This window comes from Pseudomonas sp. NPDC087346, assembly GCF_044744235.1.
In the GTDB taxonomy this organism is placed as follows: domain Bacteria; phylum Pseudomonadota; class Gammaproteobacteria; order Pseudomonadales; family Pseudomonadaceae; genus Aquipseudomonas.
Genome location: NZ_JBIUXX010000001.1, coordinates 255,992 through 274,200 on the forward strand (window position 1 = coordinate 255,992; position 18,209 = coordinate 274,200).

Annotated in this window: 11 protein-coding genes; all 11 read right to left on the reverse strand. The window is 59.4% G+C overall.

The genetic code is table 11. From position 1 onward, the window contains the following. Positions 1 to 36: 36 nt before the first annotated feature. The gene (locus ACIOZM_RS01070) at positions 37 to 1,725 is read right to left on the reverse strand and encodes a polyurethanase (protein ID WP_401208438.1); all 1,689 of its coding nucleotides are present in this window, start codon (positions 1,723 to 1,725) and stop codon (positions 37 to 39) included. A 23-nt stretch (positions 1,726 to 1,748) separates the two neighbouring features. Continuing rightward, positions 1,749 to 4,835, reverse strand: a complete 3,087-nt coding sequence (locus ACIOZM_RS01075; RefSeq protein ID WP_401208440.1) for an autotransporter domain-containing protein — start codon at positions 4,833 to 4,835, stop codon at positions 1,749 to 1,751. 231 nt (positions 4,836 to 5,066) lie between these two features. Continuing rightward, a complete protein-coding gene (locus tag ACIOZM_RS01080; RefSeq protein ID WP_401208443.1) occupies positions 5,067 to 8,018 on the reverse strand; it encodes an autotransporter domain-containing protein in 2,952 nt (983 codons plus the stop codon). Between the two features lie 126 nt (positions 8,019 to 8,144). Beyond that, the gene (locus ACIOZM_RS01085; protein WP_401208446.1) at positions 8,145 to 9,512 is read right to left on the reverse strand and encodes a TolC family outer membrane protein; all 1,368 of its coding nucleotides are present in this window, start codon (positions 9,510 to 9,512) and stop codon (positions 8,145 to 8,147) included. 2 nt (positions 9,513 to 9,514) lie between these two features. Further along, entirely contained in the window at positions 9,515 to 10,864 is a 1,350-nt protein-coding gene (locus ACIOZM_RS01090; protein WP_401208449.1) for an HlyD family type I secretion periplasmic adaptor subunit, read from the reverse strand. Beyond that, positions 10,861 to 12,636, reverse strand: a complete 1,776-nt coding sequence (locus ACIOZM_RS01095; RefSeq protein WP_401208451.1) for a type I secretion system permease/ATPase — start codon at positions 12,634 to 12,636, stop codon at positions 10,861 to 10,863. Before ACIOZM_RS01095 ends, ACIOZM_RS01090 begins: the two co-directional genes overlap by 4 nt. A gap of 205 nt (positions 12,637 to 12,841) precedes the next feature. After that, entirely contained in the window at positions 12,842 to 13,264 is a 423-nt protein-coding gene (locus ACIOZM_RS01100) for an AprI/Inh family metalloprotease inhibitor (protein WP_401208454.1), read from the reverse strand. A gap of 93 nt (positions 13,265 to 13,357) precedes the next feature. Continuing rightward, on the reverse strand, positions 13,358 to 14,821 hold the full coding sequence (locus ACIOZM_RS01105) for a serralysin family metalloprotease (RefSeq protein ID WP_401208456.1): 1,464 nt from the start codon (positions 14,819 to 14,821) through the stop codon (positions 13,358 to 13,360). Between the two features lie 448 nt (positions 14,822 to 15,269). Continuing rightward, a complete protein-coding gene (locus ACIOZM_RS01110; protein ID WP_401208459.1) occupies positions 15,270 to 16,355 on the reverse strand; it encodes a polyamine ABC transporter substrate-binding protein in 1,086 nt (361 codons plus the stop codon). 57 nt (positions 16,356 to 16,412) lie between these two features. Then, the gene (locus tag ACIOZM_RS01115) at positions 16,413 to 16,757 is read right to left on the reverse strand and encodes a cupin domain-containing protein (RefSeq protein WP_401208462.1); all 345 of its coding nucleotides are present in this window, start codon (positions 16,755 to 16,757) and stop codon (positions 16,413 to 16,415) included. A 30-nt stretch (positions 16,758 to 16,787) separates the two neighbouring features. After that, positions 16,788 to 18,194: an NAD(P)/FAD-dependent oxidoreductase gene (locus tag ACIOZM_RS01120; protein ID WP_401208465.1), complete on the reverse strand. Its 1,407-nt coding sequence runs from the start codon at positions 18,192 to 18,194 to the stop codon at positions 16,788 to 16,790. Positions 18,195 to 18,209 lie beyond the last annotated feature (15 nt).

Genomic DNA, 18,209 nt, shown 5'->3' on the forward strand with positions numbered 1-18,209 from the left:
TCGTGAGTTCCTACAGGGATCAACTGATCCCTGTAGTCAGGCGAAGACGAAGTTGGAGTCCGACAGGTTAGTCACTCCCACCCCCACCAGTGTCACGGCATAGTCGCCAATCTTCAGCACGGTATCGGCACCGGTCTGCGAGGCGTGTTGCTTGTAGTCGTAGCCCTGCCCCGCGCCTTCGACGCCCATGAACACCAGTTTGTCGTTGCCCTGGTAGCCATTGATCGCGTCGAAACCGAACGCGCCGCTGAACAGGAAGGTGTTGTTGCCACCCACCGCCGTCAGCACGTCATTGCCAGCGCCACCGACGAAGGTCACATGGCCCTTGTCGCTGATCAGCTTGTCGTCGCCAGCCAGACCGAACAACCAGTCGCCATCAGCGCTGGCGTGCAGCGTATTGCCGTACGCATCGCCGTTGAGCGAATGGTTGTATTGGGTCAGTTCGCTGCCATTGGTCAAACCCTTGGCCGACACGCCCCAGGTGATTTCCTTGCTGCTCCACCACGACCCCGACTCCTTGCTCACCAGCGCGCCGATGTCACGGGTCATGCTGATGCCGCCGTAGGCGTCGCGCACATACAGCGTGCCGTCGCCGTCGTTGGCGAAGCTGAAGTTTTGCAGCGGTTTTTGCAGCTCAAAGGTGTTGTGGCCCTTGCCGCCAAGCAGAATGTTGAAGCCGCCGTCATCACGGAAGCGGTCATCACCGTTGCGGCCTTCGAGGAAGTCGTTGCCTGCCCCACCCTTGAGCAAGTCATTGCTGTCGGTGCCAATGATGAACGTGGTGCCGGTGTGCGGCTCGCCACTGCGGCCCAGATCCTCGACCCAGGTCTTGCTGCGCGACGCCTCTTCCAGATTGGAGACGATGATGGTCGAGTCCTTGCTGGTGAGGTTGTAGAAGCGCGAGTCGATCACCCGGTTCAAGCCATCGGCATAACCCAGCGAGCCATGGGCCGACCAGTTCAGCGGATTGATGATGCTGAACGGCACCAGGTTCTGCGCAGTGGACGCGTACTGGTCGTTGAAGTTGACGATGTTGTCGGTGGTCGAATCATGCGGCTTGTCGTGCTTGCCCATCGAACTGCTGCTGAACGTGGTGCCGTCGAGCACGCGGAACACCGGATCGTTCTCGTAGCCGATGTTCAGCACGTTGTTGCCGGTGTTGCTCTGGGTCGGCGAGGCGAACGCAATGTAGTTGGCATCCTTGAAGAAGCCACCCCAGTTGCTGCCGCTCAACTCCGCCACGCTGTTGACCCCGAGACCGCCGAGGCTATGGCCGCTGAACAGCACGTCCTTGGCCGCGATACCGTTGGCGATGGCGAACGCGGCAACAGCCTTGAGCAGATTGTCGAAGGCGTTTTTCGCGTAAGTGCTCGCGTAATCCGATGGCCCGACAGCGGCCAGCAAGTTGTTTTTCATGTCGCCGAAGGTGTCGCTGTAACCCAGGCCGCCGGTGCCACGGAAGGCCACGCCGATACCGATCAGCTTGCCCGCCGCGTCGTACTTGCCGAGCACTTCAGCCTCGGCGCTGGTGAAGCCGTCCTTCTCGCCGAAGAACGTGCCTTGCGCACCGACCTTGCCTTGATAACCCAGCGCCGTGGCGCCAACCGGCGCCCATCCGGTGGCCGGCAATGCCTGGCCAGTCGGTGTGTAGGCGTACAAGGTCAGCGCGATGGCATCGCTGTACAGCGCTTTGCCATCGGCATTTTTATAATCGAACAATCCCATGTCGTACTCTCTCTTCCCTAAAGTCAGAACTGCCAGTCGAGGGTCAGACCCACGCCGTGGTCCTTCTCGTTCGAACCGATCAGTCCGTTGTAATCCAGGTTGACCCGGATATCACGACTCAGTGCCAGCCCGGCGCGTACGCCGACTGCCGTTGCATCGCGGTCCATCGACACGCTCTGCACGTTGAACGCGCTGTTGCCATTGGCAAATGCCAAGTGACTGTCAGCATCAACACTGCTCAGATTGTGCTGCCAGCCCAGGCTTGCGCCCAGTTCCAGCTGATGCTTGTCCGACAGCGCAAATGTGCGCTTGGCCCGTACGCCCAGGGTAGACAGAACCACATCGCGGTTGTCTTCGCCACCCTTGAGTGCCGCGGCATCACCCTTCTCGGTGAAGCTGTCGGTGTTCAGGTGTACGTAAGCCAGATTGGCGAACGGTTCCAGGTTCATCGGTTGCAGGCGTAGATCGTAAGCGGCTTCTGTGAACAATTGCGTAGTGCTCGCATCGCGCTTGGTTTTCTGTTTGCCGCTGACATCGCCGAACTGCAATTCACGTTTGGCGTCGATGCGGTGCCAGCTATAGGCGCCGCCAACACTCAGACGCAGAGCATCGATCTGATGTCCCAGGTACGCACCCAAGTGATAGCTGTCGACCGAAGCCGACGAATGCGTGCCGCTGCCCATGCTCAAAGAACTGTCGCTATAACCGGTAACGAAACCCAGACGCGTATCTTCAGCAATCAAGCCATCGACACCGGCCAGCAAGCCACCGATGGAGCTGGTGGTGTCAGCGTTTTTATTGCCGCCGTCGCTCTTGCCCCACGAACCCAAGACCTTGACCCAGGCATTGCTGCGATCGTCGGTTGGTGCGCCGGAGTCCAGCACATCGCGCTCACGCAGACGTTCACCGACTGCTTCGCGCAGGTAGCGGCTGTCGTTGATCAGGAGCGTGCCGATTGCCGGATGAATCTCACCCGACAACTGCTGGAACGCCTGCTGCGCCGAAGCGGCATTTGGCGACAGCAGCAGCGTTTCAAACAGCGCATTGCCCGCGCCCAGACGCTCGGCAGCGGCACCGACCGCACGCTGGTTCGGGGTCAGACCGACACTGGCGAACGAAGCGCCGTTGCGACCCACGTCCAGTTGCACGCCACCCGCCGAGTAATCGAGGGTACCGCCAAGGAACGCATAATCCGGCAGCACCTGGCCGAATGTCCCTTGAATGCCGCCGGCCGCTTGCAAGATGTTGAACTGAGCGCCGAGCAGGCTTTTCACTTCAGTCGTGGTCAACAGCGTCGGGCTGTTTTCCAGCGACAGGGTCACTGTTGCGCCATCAATGACCGCTTTGCCACCGGCGACAATCTTGTCACTGCTGGTTGGCGACACTTCCACCGCGTAGGTCGAACCCGGTTCGAAGGTCACGTCGCCGGCCACGTTCAGGGTGCCGATGGAGTTACCCGGCGCCACGGTACCGCCGTTTTTCACCGACAGTGCGCCGATATGGCCATTACCGCCGAGGATACCGCTGTCGTTCACGGTCACCGCCGAGGCCAGCGAACCGTTGATTGCCAGGCGTCCCTGATTGACCAGCGTCGGGCCGCTGTAGGTGTTGGCGCCGGTCATCACCAGCGTACCGAGACCTTGCTTGGTCAGGCCGCCGTGCCCGGAAATGTCGTTGCGCCAGGTGTCGAGGCCGCAAGTGATGTCGTTACACACGCGCTCGGTGGATTTGCCCTTGTCGATAATTGCGCCGATCCCCGGTAGATCCGCTACGAACTGACCGGACCCGTAGGCGCCGGCAATGCGGAACTCCTCTGGAATATCCTTCTCGGTGACCAACATGGCCGGGCCGTCGATGCCTTTGCGCAGGTTGATCATGCCCCAGCCGAACAAGGCGTCGACGCCCGGTGCGCCAAGGTCGGTGGCGGTGGTGCGCAGCACACTGGCGACTTGATCGCCGGTCATGTACGGGAAACGCTCCATCAGCACCGCAATCGAACCGGCCACGTGCGGCGCGGCCATCGAGGTGCCGTTGTAGTTGGCGTAACCGGTACTGAGGTTGTCAGCGTTGGTGCCGCTGATGATTGCGCTGTAAATTTTCGTACCCGGTGCCGACACGCAGAAACTCGCGGTGTAGCCGCAACGCGAGGAGAAGGTGCTCATGGTGTACGGATCGGCGCTGGTCAGATCCGGATTCTTCTGCAATGCGGCAACGGTGATCCAGTTCGGCGCGATTTCCGGGACGAAATAACCGAGGCCGGCGATGGCATCCGGGTTGTTCAGGTTGTAGTCGTTACCGGCGGCGAAAATCGTCACGATGCCACTGCGTGCGGCGGCAATCGCGCCGTCATACGCTCCACCGGGTTTGGTGCCGAGCAGCGTGCGGATTTCGTTGAACTGCAATTGCGCGTCGTTGACGGTGAAGTGCGGATACGCCGGGTTGCGACCGCCAAGGTCAAAACGGTCAGTGATGCCGATGCCCCAACTGTTGTTGATGATCCGTGCACCGCTGGCGATCAGCGCATCCCAACCGGCCTTGTACACGGCGCCGTCGTTGCCACGAACGATGCCGTCTTCCGGGCCCGGGTCACCGTTGTCGGCGCTATAGATTTGCGCGCCGAAAGCGACACCGTGCATCGGTCCGCCATCGCGACTACCGGCGGCGATGCCACCGACGTGGGTGCCGTGGGCACCGAGTTTGCCGTCGGAACCGATCGAGGGCGAACCGTCATATCGGAACGCATCCCCGGCCTTCACCGGGATGTACGGGTCGGTGTATTCGCGGATACCGCTGGTGACCAGGGTGATGACTTTATTGCTGCCGGAAAACTCCGGATGCGGGGCGTAAACCGGCTGATCGAAGATCCCCAGTTTCACGCCTTTACCGCTGTAGCCAGCGGCGTAGGCGTAATCGGCACCAATCGCGCCCAAGCCCCAATCGGCCTGAAATTCCTTGCTGCGCCAACTGGCGGGATCGCCCGTGCGACCGTTTTCCACATAGGGTGCGGCGTGCACCGAGCCCCAGGAAGTCAACGCGCACAGGATCGCGCAGTGCAGGGTTTTCAAGGCAAAACGGCCACCCGTTTGCGCGGGGGTATTGTTGTTATTCATCCAGCGACCTTCCTTAGTGATGTTGCGAAAAAATCCGTTTCTCAAAATCTTGAGCAATAACCCCTGTGGCGAGGGGATTTATCCCCGTTGGGTCGCGAAGCGCCCCCCTGCATTCCCCCAACTGAACCGCGTCGTATGCATTGCGACTGCTGCGCAGCCGAACGGGGATAAATCCCCTCACCACAGGTAAGTGATCAGCCACAAAAATGTGCTGGAGCCATTGAAGAAGACTCAGAACTGCCAGTTCAGGCTCAGCCCCACGCCATGGCTCTTCTCGCGACTAGCCAACTGCCCGCTGTAATCGAGGTTGACCCGAACATCGCGCGTCAATGCCAGACTCGCCTGCACCCCGACCAGCGCGGCATCGCGCACCAATGCCGAGCTTTCAACCGAGTACGGCGTGCTGCCGCTGGCAAAACGCAAATGCTGTTCCGATTCGATGTCGCTCAGGCTGTGCTGCCAGCCGAGATGGCCGCTCAAATCAAGCTGTTGCTGCGCCGACAGATTGATCGTCTTGATCGCCCGAAGGCCGAGGGTGCTGAGCACCGCGTCGCGTTGATCGCCGCTGCTTTTCAGCGCCGCCGCGTCGCCCTTCTCGGTGAAACCATCGGTATCCAGATGCACGTAGGCCAGGTTGGCGAACGGTTCCAGCTCCACCGGTTGCAGCTTCAGTCGATACGCCGCTTCACCGAACACTTGAGTGGTCCCGGCATCAACCTTGGCCTTCTGTTTGGCGCTGACGTCGCCGTATTGCAGATCGCGTTTCACATCAGCGCGATGCCAGCTGTAAGCCGCGCCTGTGCTCAAACGCCATGCGCCGATTTCGTGACCGGCGTAGGCGCCGAGGTGATAGCTGTCGACCTTGGCCGATGAATGCGTGCCCGAACCCATGCTCAATGAACTGTCGCTGTAACCGGTGACCAGACCGATACGCGTCTGCTCGTCCAGCGCGCCATCGACACCGGCCAGCAAGCCGCCAATCGAGGTGCTGTAACCCGCAGTGTCATGACTCGAATCGGTGGTACCCCAAGCGCCGAGTGCCTTGATCCAGCCATTGCTTTGCGTCGCCGACGCATCGTGCAGACGCTCGCCCACCGCATCGCGCAATTGGCGGCTGTCGTTGATCAGTACCGAACCGAGCGCCGGGTAGATTTCCCCGCTCAGTTGCTGGAACGCCCGTTGCGCCGAGGTTGCCGATTCCGAAAGCAGCAGGCTTTCGTACACCGAATTGCCTGCGCCCAAGCCTTCAACCGCTGCGCCCACTGAGCGCTGGTTCGGCGTCTGGCCGACGCTGGCGAACGCTGTGCTATTGCGTTCAATGTTGAGCTGAATGCCATTGCCGGCGTAATCGAGGCTGCCGCCGATGAACAGAAAATTCGGCACCACGGCGCCGAACTGGCCCTGAATGCCGCCCGCCGCTTGCAGAATGTCGTACTGACGCCCGAGCAGACTTTTTGCCTCGGTGGCGCTGAGCAGTGTCGGGCTGTTTTCCAGTGACAGACTGACCGTCGCGCCGCTGACCGTAGCTGTGCCGCCGGCAACAATCCGGTCGCTGCTGGTGGGTGACAGCTCCACGGCATAGGTCGAACCCGGGGCGAATGTCACGTCACCGGCCACGTTCAAAGTGCCAATCGAATTGCCCGGCGCCACGCGACCGCCGCTGTTGGCGATCAGCGCGGCGATTCGCCCGGAGCCGCCGAGGGTGCCGCTGTCATTCACGGTAACCGCTGAGGCCAGCGAACCGTTGACGCTGAGCAAGCCGCCGTTGACCGTAGTCGCGCCGCGATAGGTGTTATCTCCGCTCAGGATCAGGCGCCCTGCTCCGGACTTGATCAGACTGCCCTGATAAACCCGATTCGCCGCAGCAGCATCGCGGGCCATGCCCACTGCGTAATCGGTCTGATCCTGCTGACTGGCACCACTCGGCACGCCGTTCTGCCAGCCTTTGTCTTGCAGGGTTTGCTGCCAGGCGCTGTGTTCGGCGAGGTCTTCGCTCTGGCGCTGGATCAACGCCTTGTCGGAGATCGCGTTGCTCCAGACATCGCTCTGCCCGGCCGGCAGATTCGCATCGAAAGCACCAAGCAATTGTCCCGGTCCGCGCATGGCCCGGTTCAGGTTGGCCACGCCCCAGCCGACGCGCTCGGTCGGCGCATCGGTGACCGAGCCGTCGAGTTGCGTGGCGGTGGTCAGCAGCACTTCGAGTGCCTGCTGATTGTTCATGTAGGGATAGCGTTCCATCACCAGTGCCAGCGCGCCCGTCGCATGTGGCGCAGACATTGAGGTGCCGGACTTGATCGCATAACCGCCACCGGGAATGGTGCTGTCGATCTTCGCCCCCGGCGTGGTGATGCACCAGTATTTGGCCAGACCGCACTGGTTGTACTTCTGCTGATTGCTTTGATCCAGCCCCGACACCGCGAGCCAGTGGCCTTCGAGGTCTGGCTGAAAGTACGGCAGCGCCGAGCGCACGCTGGCATTTGGATAACCGCTGTTGCCGGCGCTGAAGACGTTGATCACACCACGACGCGAAACATCGGCGGCGGCATCGATCCACGTGCCCTTGTTCCAGTGCTGGGCGTAGGCAGCGTGCAGATCGGCCATTGTGCGATAGCTGACATCCGGTGGCTGACTGCCCCAGCTGTTGTTGATCGCGCGCACGCCGGCATCGGCCAGAGAGTCGTAGACCGCTTTGAAATAGCGTGGATCGGGATTGGGGCCGAACAGGAAACTGTCGTTGTTGTTGGTGTTGCCGACGTAGATTTGCGCGTTGTAGGCAACGCCATGAGTACCGGTGCCATCGCGGTTGGCGCCCATGGTGCCGACGACGTGGGTGCCGTGGGAATCGTTGTTCGGATTGAGGGTGCCATCGACGTTGAACAGCGAGCCGTCGACGTAACTGCCGCTGGCCGTGACCGGGTGGTAACGCGCGGAGGCGAATTCCGGGTGGCTGGCATCGAAGCCTGAGTCCAGCGCGCCGATTTTCACGCCTTTGCCGGTGATACCGGCGGCGTAGGCTTGATCGGCCTGCATCCGCTCAAGTCCCCAATCGCGCAGGAATTCGGCGCTGCGCCAACTGGCCGGATCATCGGGTTTGCCTGACTCCAGGTATTGCGCCTGAGCCTGCGCAATAGAAACTGCGAGCAAAAGGGTACCGACCGCTGCCGGCTTGATGCGTACGTCCATGTTCACCACTCACTTTTCTTGTTGTTATGTAGGAGCTGCCGCAGGCTGCGATCTTTTGACTTTGACCTTCAAAGGCAAGATCAAAAAAGATCGCAGCCTTCGGCAGCTCCTACAGGGATTGCTGTGTTATTGCTTACGAGATCCTTGTCCGAACGCCTCATCCACCCGCGCCAGATCCTGCTCGCTCAACGTCCCCGCGTAGTAATGCAACTTGGTCCACGCCATCAAATAGTCGTAACGCGCCTGGGCCAGATCGCGGCGGGTGGTAAACAGTTGTTGTTCGGCGTTCAACGCGTCCAGATTGGTCCGTTCGCCGCCGAGAATGCTCTGCTTGGTCGAGACCACCAGCGCTTCAGCCGAACTGAGTGCCTTCTGGTACGCACGCAACTTGTTGACCCCGGACAGACAGGCGCTGAACTGGCGTCGCAACTCGATTAGCGTCTCGCGAGTCTTACCGTCCAGTTCGTACTCGGCCTGTTCCATGGTGCGGCTGGCCTGACGCGTCGATGCCGACACGCCGCCACCGGCATACAGCGGCACGTTCACTTCAAAACCGATGGTGTTGGTTTCGTAGCGCTGGTTGTAGGTGTTACCGCTTTCCGATTCGTTCTGACGCATCGAGGCGTAGGCGCTGACTTTCGGCAAGTGCCCGGCGCGATTGCGCTCCACTTCATAGCGTGCGACTTCCACCGCCTGGCGTTGAGATGCCAGGTTCGGGTTGTTGCTGATCGCCAGTTCATGCCAGGTGTCGTAGTTTGCCGGCATCAGCGCGAATGTCTGGAAGTTCTGATCCAGCGGCGCGAGGTCGCTGATGTCTACGGCCGGCACGCCGACCAGCGCACCGAGTTCACGTAACGCGGCGTCCTGTTCATTGCGCGCCTCGATCTCTTCGGCGGTTGCCAGTTCATAGCGCGATTCAGCTTCAAGAATGTCGGTGCGCGTGCCCTCGCCCTGCTTGAACATATGCTCGTTCTGCTGGAACTGTTGCTCGTAAGCCTTTTTCTTCGCCTGTGCGATGTCGATCTGATCCTGGGCAAACAGTGCCTTGGTGTAGTTGTCGAGCACCCGCACCAGTAGTTCCTGACTCTTGCCGCGAAAGTTTTCGTCGGCGAACAGCGACTGCGCCACGCCTTTGCGATACGCGGCGTAGGCTTCGTAGTCGAGCAACGGCTGTTGCAGGGTCAAGGTCGAGCCATAGCTGTTGTAGCTGCGGTCATCGGTTTTATTGCGAGCCCGCTCATCCAGCGAAGTGGCCTTCGAGGTGTTGTGGCCCTTGTTGTAGTTGTACCCAAGCCGAGGCAGCAACCCGGCGCGGCCAATGGCACGATTCTCAAGTCCCGCGTCACGCTCCTTGATCGCACCGAGGAACACCGGATCATTGCGCAACGCTTGTTCGTAGATATCGAACGGCCCCATGGCCGCCCATGCACTGTTGCCCGTGAGCAACGCAAGCGCCGCCCCCAGCATCGAAAGCTTATTCATACAACCGAACATCCTTATTCTTCGTTCAACGCAGAGTTGGTCCGGTCGAGCAGCGGTTTGAACAGATAGTTGAGGAGCGAGCGCTCACCCGTGCGCACAAACATTTCTGCCGGCATACCGGGTTTGATCACCAGTCCGTTGAGTTTTTCCATGGCCTGGTCGCTGACGCTGCTGCGCAATACGTAGTACGGCACGCCGGTTTTCTCGTCGACCATCTGGTCGGCGGAAATCAGGCTGACTTCGCCCGGTACACGCGGGGTTTTGCTCTGGTTGAACGCGGTAAACAGGATTTCTACCGGCAAGTGCGAGCCGACTTTGTCGATCAGATTGATCGGCAAATGCCCTTCAACTTCCAGGGTGGTGCCTTGAGGAACGATTTCCAGCAGGGTTTCGCCCTGACGCACCACGGCGCCTTCGGTATGTACGCCGAGATTGACTGCCACGCCATCGGCCGTCGCAAGAATCTCGCTGTGTTGCAAATCGAAACCGGCCGAGGTCAGTTGTTCGGAGAGCGTGACGCTTTTCAGCTGCGCGTCGGCCAATTGCGTACGGACTTCCTTCTGGTACTCCTCGCCGTGCTGTTGCAGCTTCAGGCGCGATTCGAGGATGCCCTGCTCGACACGGCCGCTTTCACCGGTGTTTTCCGCCAGTTGCTGCTGCACTTGCGACAGTTGACGCTGGTACTCCATCAAGCGGTTGCGCGGGATGTAACCGTTGTCCGCCAGAGGTTGCAGATTGCTCAACTGCTGTTGCAACGAGTCAGCCTGGGCCGTCATGTCGGTGCGTGCCCGACGCATGCCCGCCAGTTGCGAGGTGGCACCTTCAATGCTGGCACGCAAACCGGCCTGTTCGCGATAAAACGCTTCACGACGGCTGCTGAACAACTGCCGCTGACCTTCAAGCACCATCGCCAGACGCGGGTCGGGGTCGTTGCTCAATTCAGCGGGAAAGGTCACTTGCTTGAGGTTGTCACGCTCGGCCTGCCAGCGTGCGAGGCTGGCCCAGGCCATGCGGTACTGGGCTTGCAGCGATTGCACATCGGCGGCGACTTGAGTCTGGTCGAGGCGAAACAGCGGCTGGCCCTGCTTCACGATTTCACCTTCGCGCACCAGAATCCGGCTGACCACGCCGCTGCTCATCGATTGCACGGCTTTGCGCTTGCCCGACACCACCACCGTGCCTTGCACCGGAATCCCTTGATCGAGCGGCGCCAATGCCGCCCAAGTGAAGAAACTGCCGGCGCCGACAATTGCCAGAATCCAGCCCATACGCGCGAAGAATTTCGCATCGCGCTCCGGGCGCTCGGCGACGTAAGCGTGCTCCATACTTGCTTCGTTTTCAGTGTTCATGCTCGCGCTGCTCATACACCCGAATTCCTTGTCGTGGGCTGATACTGCCGGCTCATGCTGAGCCCGCCCGGTGCTTGCGCAGGTTTTTCCCGTTGTTGTTCCTGGGCGCCTGAGAGTGCCTTGAGCACGTCATGGCTTGGGCCGAAGGCCTGCAAACGGCCATCGTTGAGCACCAGCAACTTGTCGGCCTGGGCCAGTACCGAAGAACGATGCGTGACCAGAATCACCGTGGTGCCCTGTGCCTTCAATTGCACGATGGCACTGGACAACGCGGCTTCGCCGACGGTGTCGAGGTTGGAGTTCGGCTCGTCCAGCACCACCACGCTCGGGTTGCCGTAAAGGGCTCGCGCCAGGGCAACACGTTGCTTTTGGCCGCCGGACAGACCGCTGCCGTCCTCGCCCAGTTGAGTGTCGTAGCCTTGCGGCATGCGCAGAATCATTTCGTGCACGCCAGCCTGCTGCGCGGCAGCGACAATCTTTTGTGGATCGGGATCACTGAACCGCGAGATGTTCTCGGAGATGCTGCCGCTGAACAGTTCGATGTCTTGCGGCAGGTAACCGATATAAGGGCCGAGATCGTCGCGGTTCCAGCGATGAATATCCGCGCCGTCCAGACGCACAGTGCCGCCGAGGGTTGGCCACACGCCGACCAACACCCGCGCCAGGGTCGATTTGCCGGAACCGGAAGCGCCGAGCACGCCCATCACTTCACCGGCACCCAGATTGAAATTGACCATGTGCAACGTCGCGGTGCGCTGGCCCGGAGGCCCGGCACTCACCTGTTCAAAGGTGATCTGGCCTTTCGGCGGCGGCAACGCCATGGCTTCATCGCTTGGCGGATAGGCTTGCAGCAACGCATCGAGACGACGATAAGCCAGCTTCGCCCCGCTCCACTGTTTCCAAACTGCAATCAATTGATCGATAGGGCTGAGCACGCGTCCCATCAGAATCGAACCGGCAATCATCATCCCGGCAGTCATGTCGCCCTTGATCACCAGCAGCGCGCCGAGCCCCAGCACCAACGATTGCAGGCACAGGCGCAGGGTTTTACTGACCGAACTGATCACCGCGCCGGTATCGCTGGCCTGATTTTGCAGGCCAAGAAAACGCGAGTGCACGCCAAACCAGCGTTTGCGCAGAGCGCCGAGCATGCCCATCGCCTGAATGGTTTCGGCATTGTGCAGATGGCTGGTGGCCAACTGGCTGGATTTTTGTGAGTAGCCGGCAGCTTCGCCCAGCGGCTTCTTGGTCATGTATTCATTGAGGCACGCCAATGCGATCAGCAGCAGCGCACCCGCCGTGGCGAGCACGCCGAGCCAGACGTTGAACAGGTAAATCACAAACAGGTAGACCGGGAACCACGGCACATCGAAAAACGCGAACAGCGCGGGGCCGGTGACGAATTGGCGAATGTGAGTCAGATCACCCAGGGATTGCCCGGCGTTGCCCTCGCCCTTGAACAGGTTGCGTTCGAATGCAGCCTGATAAACCCGCAGATTGAAGCGGCGCTCCAACTGGCTGCCGATGCGGATCACGATAAAGCTGCGCACGACTTCCAGCATGCCAATGAAGACGAAGAACCCGACCACCATCAGCGACAGCATCGCCAGGGTGGTTTCGTTCTGTGAAGACAGCACTCGGTCATAGACCTGCAGCATATAAATTGACGGCACCAGCATCAGCACGTTTATCAGTGCGGTAAAGCATCCGACGCTGATCAGAATGCTTTTATAGTCACCCAGTGCCTTGAATAAGGGAGCGGTGGCTGGGGCCTGCGCCATCTTCATTGGTTATTCCCTGAAAGATATTCCCGCCACTCTTTGGCGAGGCTTCATTAATTATCCACGCGACGCCTGGACATACATTGCAACTACCCGCTTACACTTTAATAACAACTTTCAGCCATCAGTACAGCCGACATGCACCGAAGCGCTGCTTATAACCACAGCGCGATTCTTTATATACGGTCTGTTACGGCATATCGAGTTTGGGCTATGGCGTAACTCGCTCAAGCTTGATGTTCAACCCCGACTTCAAATTCGCCAGATATAACCCGTCACGTTGTCGGCTGAAAAACTGGATTCTTGAACCTTCCTTGCCGGTGATCGAGATCCCGTCCGGATCGGGAAACCAGCCGATCGGCGCTTCTTCCAGCCAGGCGCCCAGGCAATCGCTGCCCTCGCCGAGGGTCTGGTTTGATTTCAGTTCGATGGTGCAGGTATTCGATGGCTTGTCTTGCAGCGCCTGGGTGCCGGGCGCTTCATCACGGGCATTCAACGTTGCCAGCCAGCGCCCGGCAAATACTGAAGGTTCTTCAAGTCTGAGGCTGCTTGCCATGGTTGTTTCTCCAGAAATCATCATCAGCGCCGCCATCAGCCACGCCGTCGTTGTGCAGGTAAAAGCGCTTCGGATCATAGGAAATTTCGCTCCGGCCCGTAGCCTTGTTTACAGGACATTCCGCTGCAAGCAAAGAAAGCGGCGCATGACGCGCCGCTTTCCTGTGTTACATCAAGCTACGATGTCGCTGGTCGCTGCCTGGCCAACGGTGCTGACCTGGAAGTCCGCAACGCCGTGCCCGGAGAAGTCCACCGACAGCAGGCTGTTACCGCCCGACGAGGTCAGAACCGCATCGCCCGCCGCACCAGTGAAGGAGCTGACGAAGTGCAGGCCTGCACCTTTGGTGATACCGGTCAGGTCGATTTTGTCGAGACCGCTGACAAAGTCGAGGATCTGATCGATTGCACCTGGCTTGGAATCGGAGCTGGCTGCGAACACAAAAGTGTCCGAACCCGCACCACCCCAGAGTTTGTCTGCACCGCCAGCCCCATAGAGGATGTCGTTGCCGGCACCGCCCTTCAGTTCGTTCGACACACTGTTACCGATCAACAGATCGTTGCCCGAACCGCCGATGGCGTTCTCGATGGTGACGCCCTTGGCGATGGACACGTTGCCCACCAGGCCGCCAACGTCGGAGAACGAGGCTTCATTGAGGTTGATCTTCTGGTTCTGGGTGAAACCCGAGAAGTCCAGAGTATCTTTGCCACCCGCATCCCAGACCGAGAAAACCAGCTTGTCACTCGACGACGAAGCGCTGAGGAAATCGCGGCCGGCGTTGGAGTTGAAGCCGTAGGTGGTGTCACCGGTGCGGGTGGTGGTGTTGGCACCGTAGAGCTTCTGAATTGCAGCGATATCATCCATCAGCGGGCCGGACGAATAGGCTTCGACGCCACCCTTGCTGAAGTTCTGGCTGGTATTGCTTTCGCTCCAGTAACTCATGAGGCTGTAGCCGCGGGTGTCTTGCCCGTAGGAAGCGTCATTGTAGGTCGGGTTGCCTTCGCCGGCGTTGTAGTCGCCAGGGTGAGCCAGACCAAGGGTGTGGCCAATTTCGTGCGTCAGGGTCTGACGTCCGTAATTGCTCAGCCCCGGGGTTTTGTTGACGTCGTAGCCACTGCCGGTCAAGTACCAGGATTGACCGTCATAACCAGGCTCGGTGCCTGGCAGGAAAGCAAACGCCGCTGCGCCTTCCTGGCCACCGCTGTAGTTACCGAAAGTCATGTGACCATCGCCACCACGGGATGATTCGGTAAACGTAACATTGGCGACGTCTGCCCAGGATTGCATGGCGAGCACGGCCTGGGCTTTTTGCAGGGTACTGAACTGACTGAAACCAGTGACGCCCAGGCCGCTGAAGTTGGCGGTTTTGGCAGTCAGAAAGGTGTAGGTCAGTTCGATCTTGCCGCTACCGTCGAGATCGTGCCAGGAAGCACCGTCTCGCAGCAATTGGGTCGCGGCTTGATCTACCGAGAAGGAGGGTTTGCCATTGACCGTGAGGTTGCCGCCACGATCGTATTGATGGCTGAAGCTATTGATCTGGTTATACGCCGAACTGGCTGCGGCCAGTGGTTGTGGCGCTGCGAACAGCTGGAAAGCCTGCTCGGCGGTATCAATAGCATTAGCTTTTACTTTCGACATAAACACACTTCCTTGTTTAGCAATGGAACAGTTTTTGTCCGATAGCGACAATCCCTGGCGAGATCGTCCTATCACTCGCCCAATGAAGGCATCAGAAACCTGACACAATTTGAAATCATACGTCTAGCGTTTTTTTGAGATCCAATTGCGCTGTTCCGGCAAGTGCCCGTAAACAATGCCTGTGCAGTCCAAAGAAGTTTGTAAGTTAGGTAAAATCGCCTAATTGTCTGACGATTTCTTATTTAAATATTAAATATCGGTAAGTTGTATTTTGTCGGGTGCGTCTCACTTTTCTGCACTTATTAAGTGCAAGTGCCAGCGCATTGATATCAAGATATTTACCGCGTTCTGTAGGAGCTGCCGAAGGCTGCGATTCTTTGATTTTGCTTTTAAACAAGATCAAAAGATCGCAGCCTTCGGCAGCTCCTACAGGGGGTTTGGGGCTGGATTAGCTACCGGTACGGATTTTGTTCCAGACGCGGGTACGAATCCGGTCGATGTTCAGCGGCATCGCTTCCAGTGCGAACAGCTTGCCCATCATTTCCGGGCTCGGGTAGACCTTGGTGTCGTTCTTGATTTCCGGGTCGATCAGGCTGTCAGCCTGCTCGTTGCCATTGGCGTAATGCACCGAGTTACTGATGTCGGCCATCACATCCGGGCGCAGCAAGTAGTTCATGAACGCGTAACCGGCCTTCTCGTCCGGCGCATCGGAGGGCATGGCGACCATGTCGAACCAGATTGCAGCGCCTTCCTTGGGAATCGCGTAGCCGATTTCGATGCCGTTCTTGGCTTCTTTGGCGCGGCTTTCGGCTTGCAGGATGTCGCCGGAGAACCCGACCGCCACGCAGATATCACCGTTGGCCAGATCGCTGGTGTACTTCGAGGAATGGAAGTAGCTGACGTAAGGACGAACCTTCATCAACAAGGCTTCGGCCTTTTTGTAGTCCTCGGGATTCTTGCTGTGGTGCGGCAACCCCAAATAATTGAGCGCCGCTGGCAGGAGCTCCGGGCCGTTATCGAGGATCGCCACGCCGCACTTCTGCAGCTTCGCCATGTACTCAGGCTTGAAGATCAGGTCCCAGGAATCCACCGGCGCGTCGTCGCCCAGCACTTCTTTGATCTTGGCCACGTTGTAGCCGATGCCGGTGCTGCCCCACAGGTACGGGAAACCATGCTCGTTACCCGGATCGTTGGTCTGCAAAGCCTTGAGCAATACCGGGTTGAGGTTTTTCCAGTTGGGTAACTGGCTCTTGTCGAGCTTCTTCAGCGCCCCGCCCTGAATCTGCCGCGCCATAAAGTGGTTGGACGGAAACACTACGTCGTAACCGGAGTTGCCGGTCATCAATTTGCCGTCGAGGGTTTCGTTGCTGTCGTACACGTCGTAGGTGACGCCGATGCCGGTTTCTTTCTGAAAATTCTTGGTGGTGTCCGGCGCAATGTAGCTGGACCAGTTGTAAACCTTGACCGTTTCGGCGGCGTGGCTAATCGAGGCGACCAGCAGCAGCGGCGCCAAAGTGAGTACTTTCTGGATCATGGGTCGATTCCTGTAATGGCTATTGTTGTTGGCAGGCAATCAAAAAGGATCAAACAATCAGAAAATCAGCACGTAGGTCTTGCGCACGGTTTCCTGGATGTCCCAGATACCGAGCGAGTTGGCGGACAACATCAGTGCGTCGCCCCCTTGTATGTGCAGGGTTTCGCCGCCGTCATCCGGGGTGAATGTGCAGCGACCGGAAATGAAGTGGCAGAATTCCTGAGCGACGATCTGCCGGCGCCAGCGACCCGGGGTGCATTCCCAGACACCGGTTTCAACGCCGTCGTCGCGCTCGACACTGGTGGTCGAAGCAATGGCCACCGGCGTGCCGAGGGGCACCGCCACCGGGTTGGATTCTTCGAGTTGCAGGCTGGCGGTGTTTTTGAACTGCGTGATGCTCATGGCGTTACCTGTTTTGGAAATAAACGACGTTTAGTGCATGAAACCTTCCATGAATCCGGCCACTTTGCTGGCGAGCTTGCGCCGCCAAGGTGCAGTGGCCGGATTGGCCAGGGTCTGGTCTTCGTGGACGAAGCTTTTGATGATCGCGTTGTAACCCAGCCAGCGGCACGGCTCCGGCTCCCAGGCGCGCAGCGCGTGAATCCCGCCATCGGGCAGCACCCATGGCTGATGCACCAGTTCGCTGTCGCGCTCCAGAATGAGATCAGCCAGGGTGCGGCCGCCGAGATTGCTCGCGCCGACACCCTCCCCACCATATCCGCCGGACAATGCGATGCCGTTGGCGCGATCACAGAGCATGTGCGGCTTGAAGTGTCGCGACATGCCAAGATTGCCGCCCCAGGCGTGGGTGATCTGCACGTTTTTCAGTTGCGGAAACAGTTCGCCGAACAAATAGCGGCGCAGTTGCACTTCATCCTTGGTCAGGTCGAAGTTGTGGCGCAGTTGACCGGCGAACTGATAACCGCCACGGGCACCGAACACCAAGCGGTTGTCGGCGCTGCGCTGGCCGTAGGTGACCTGGCGGCTGAACTCACTGAAAGCCTGGCCACGATTGAGGCCGATTTCGTCCCAGGTTGCTGCCGACAAAGGCTCGGTGGCGACGATCAGGCTCTGCACCGGCAATTGATAACGCCCCAGCGGCGGCAGCGTTACCGAATAACCTTCGACGGCCGGAACGATCCAGCGACTGCGCACGCTGGCCTTGGCGGTGCGCAAACTGCCCGACTGCCAGTGCGTGACGGGGCTGTTTTCGTAGATTTTCACGCCCATGCTCTGCACGGTGCGCGCCAGACCCCGGACCAGTTTCGCCGGATGAATCGTCGCCACGTGCGGCGCATAGATACCGCCATAAGGCTTGGCCACGCGAATCTGCTGCGCCAGTTGCTCGGGACTGAGCCAGCGGTAATCGTTGTCGGTCAGGCCTTGGGCATGTAGTTGATCGAGATACTCGCGCAGACTGGCTTCCTGCTCCGGATAACGTGCGGCGCAATACAACACGCCACCCTTGCGGTAATCGCAGTCAATGCCTTCGCGCTCAAGCACGACTTCAACTTCATCGGGAATGCTGTGCAGCAGATCGAACGAGGCCCGGCGCTGCTGCGGCGACAGCCCGGCCAACAGCCGATCTTCGCCGAGCAGATTGCCCATCAGCCAGCCGCCATTACGCCCGGACGCGCCGAAACCGGCGGTTTGCGCTTCGACGATGGCGATGTCCAGACCGGGGGCGAGTTTCTTCAGGTAATACGCGGTCCAGAGCCCGGTGTAACCGGCACCGATGATTGCCACATCGACGTCCAGATCCTGCTCCAGTGCCGGGCGCGCGGTCAGCGGCTCGTCGAGTTGATCCATCCACAAACTGATATTGCGCCACGCCGGCATGCAAGACTCCGCCAC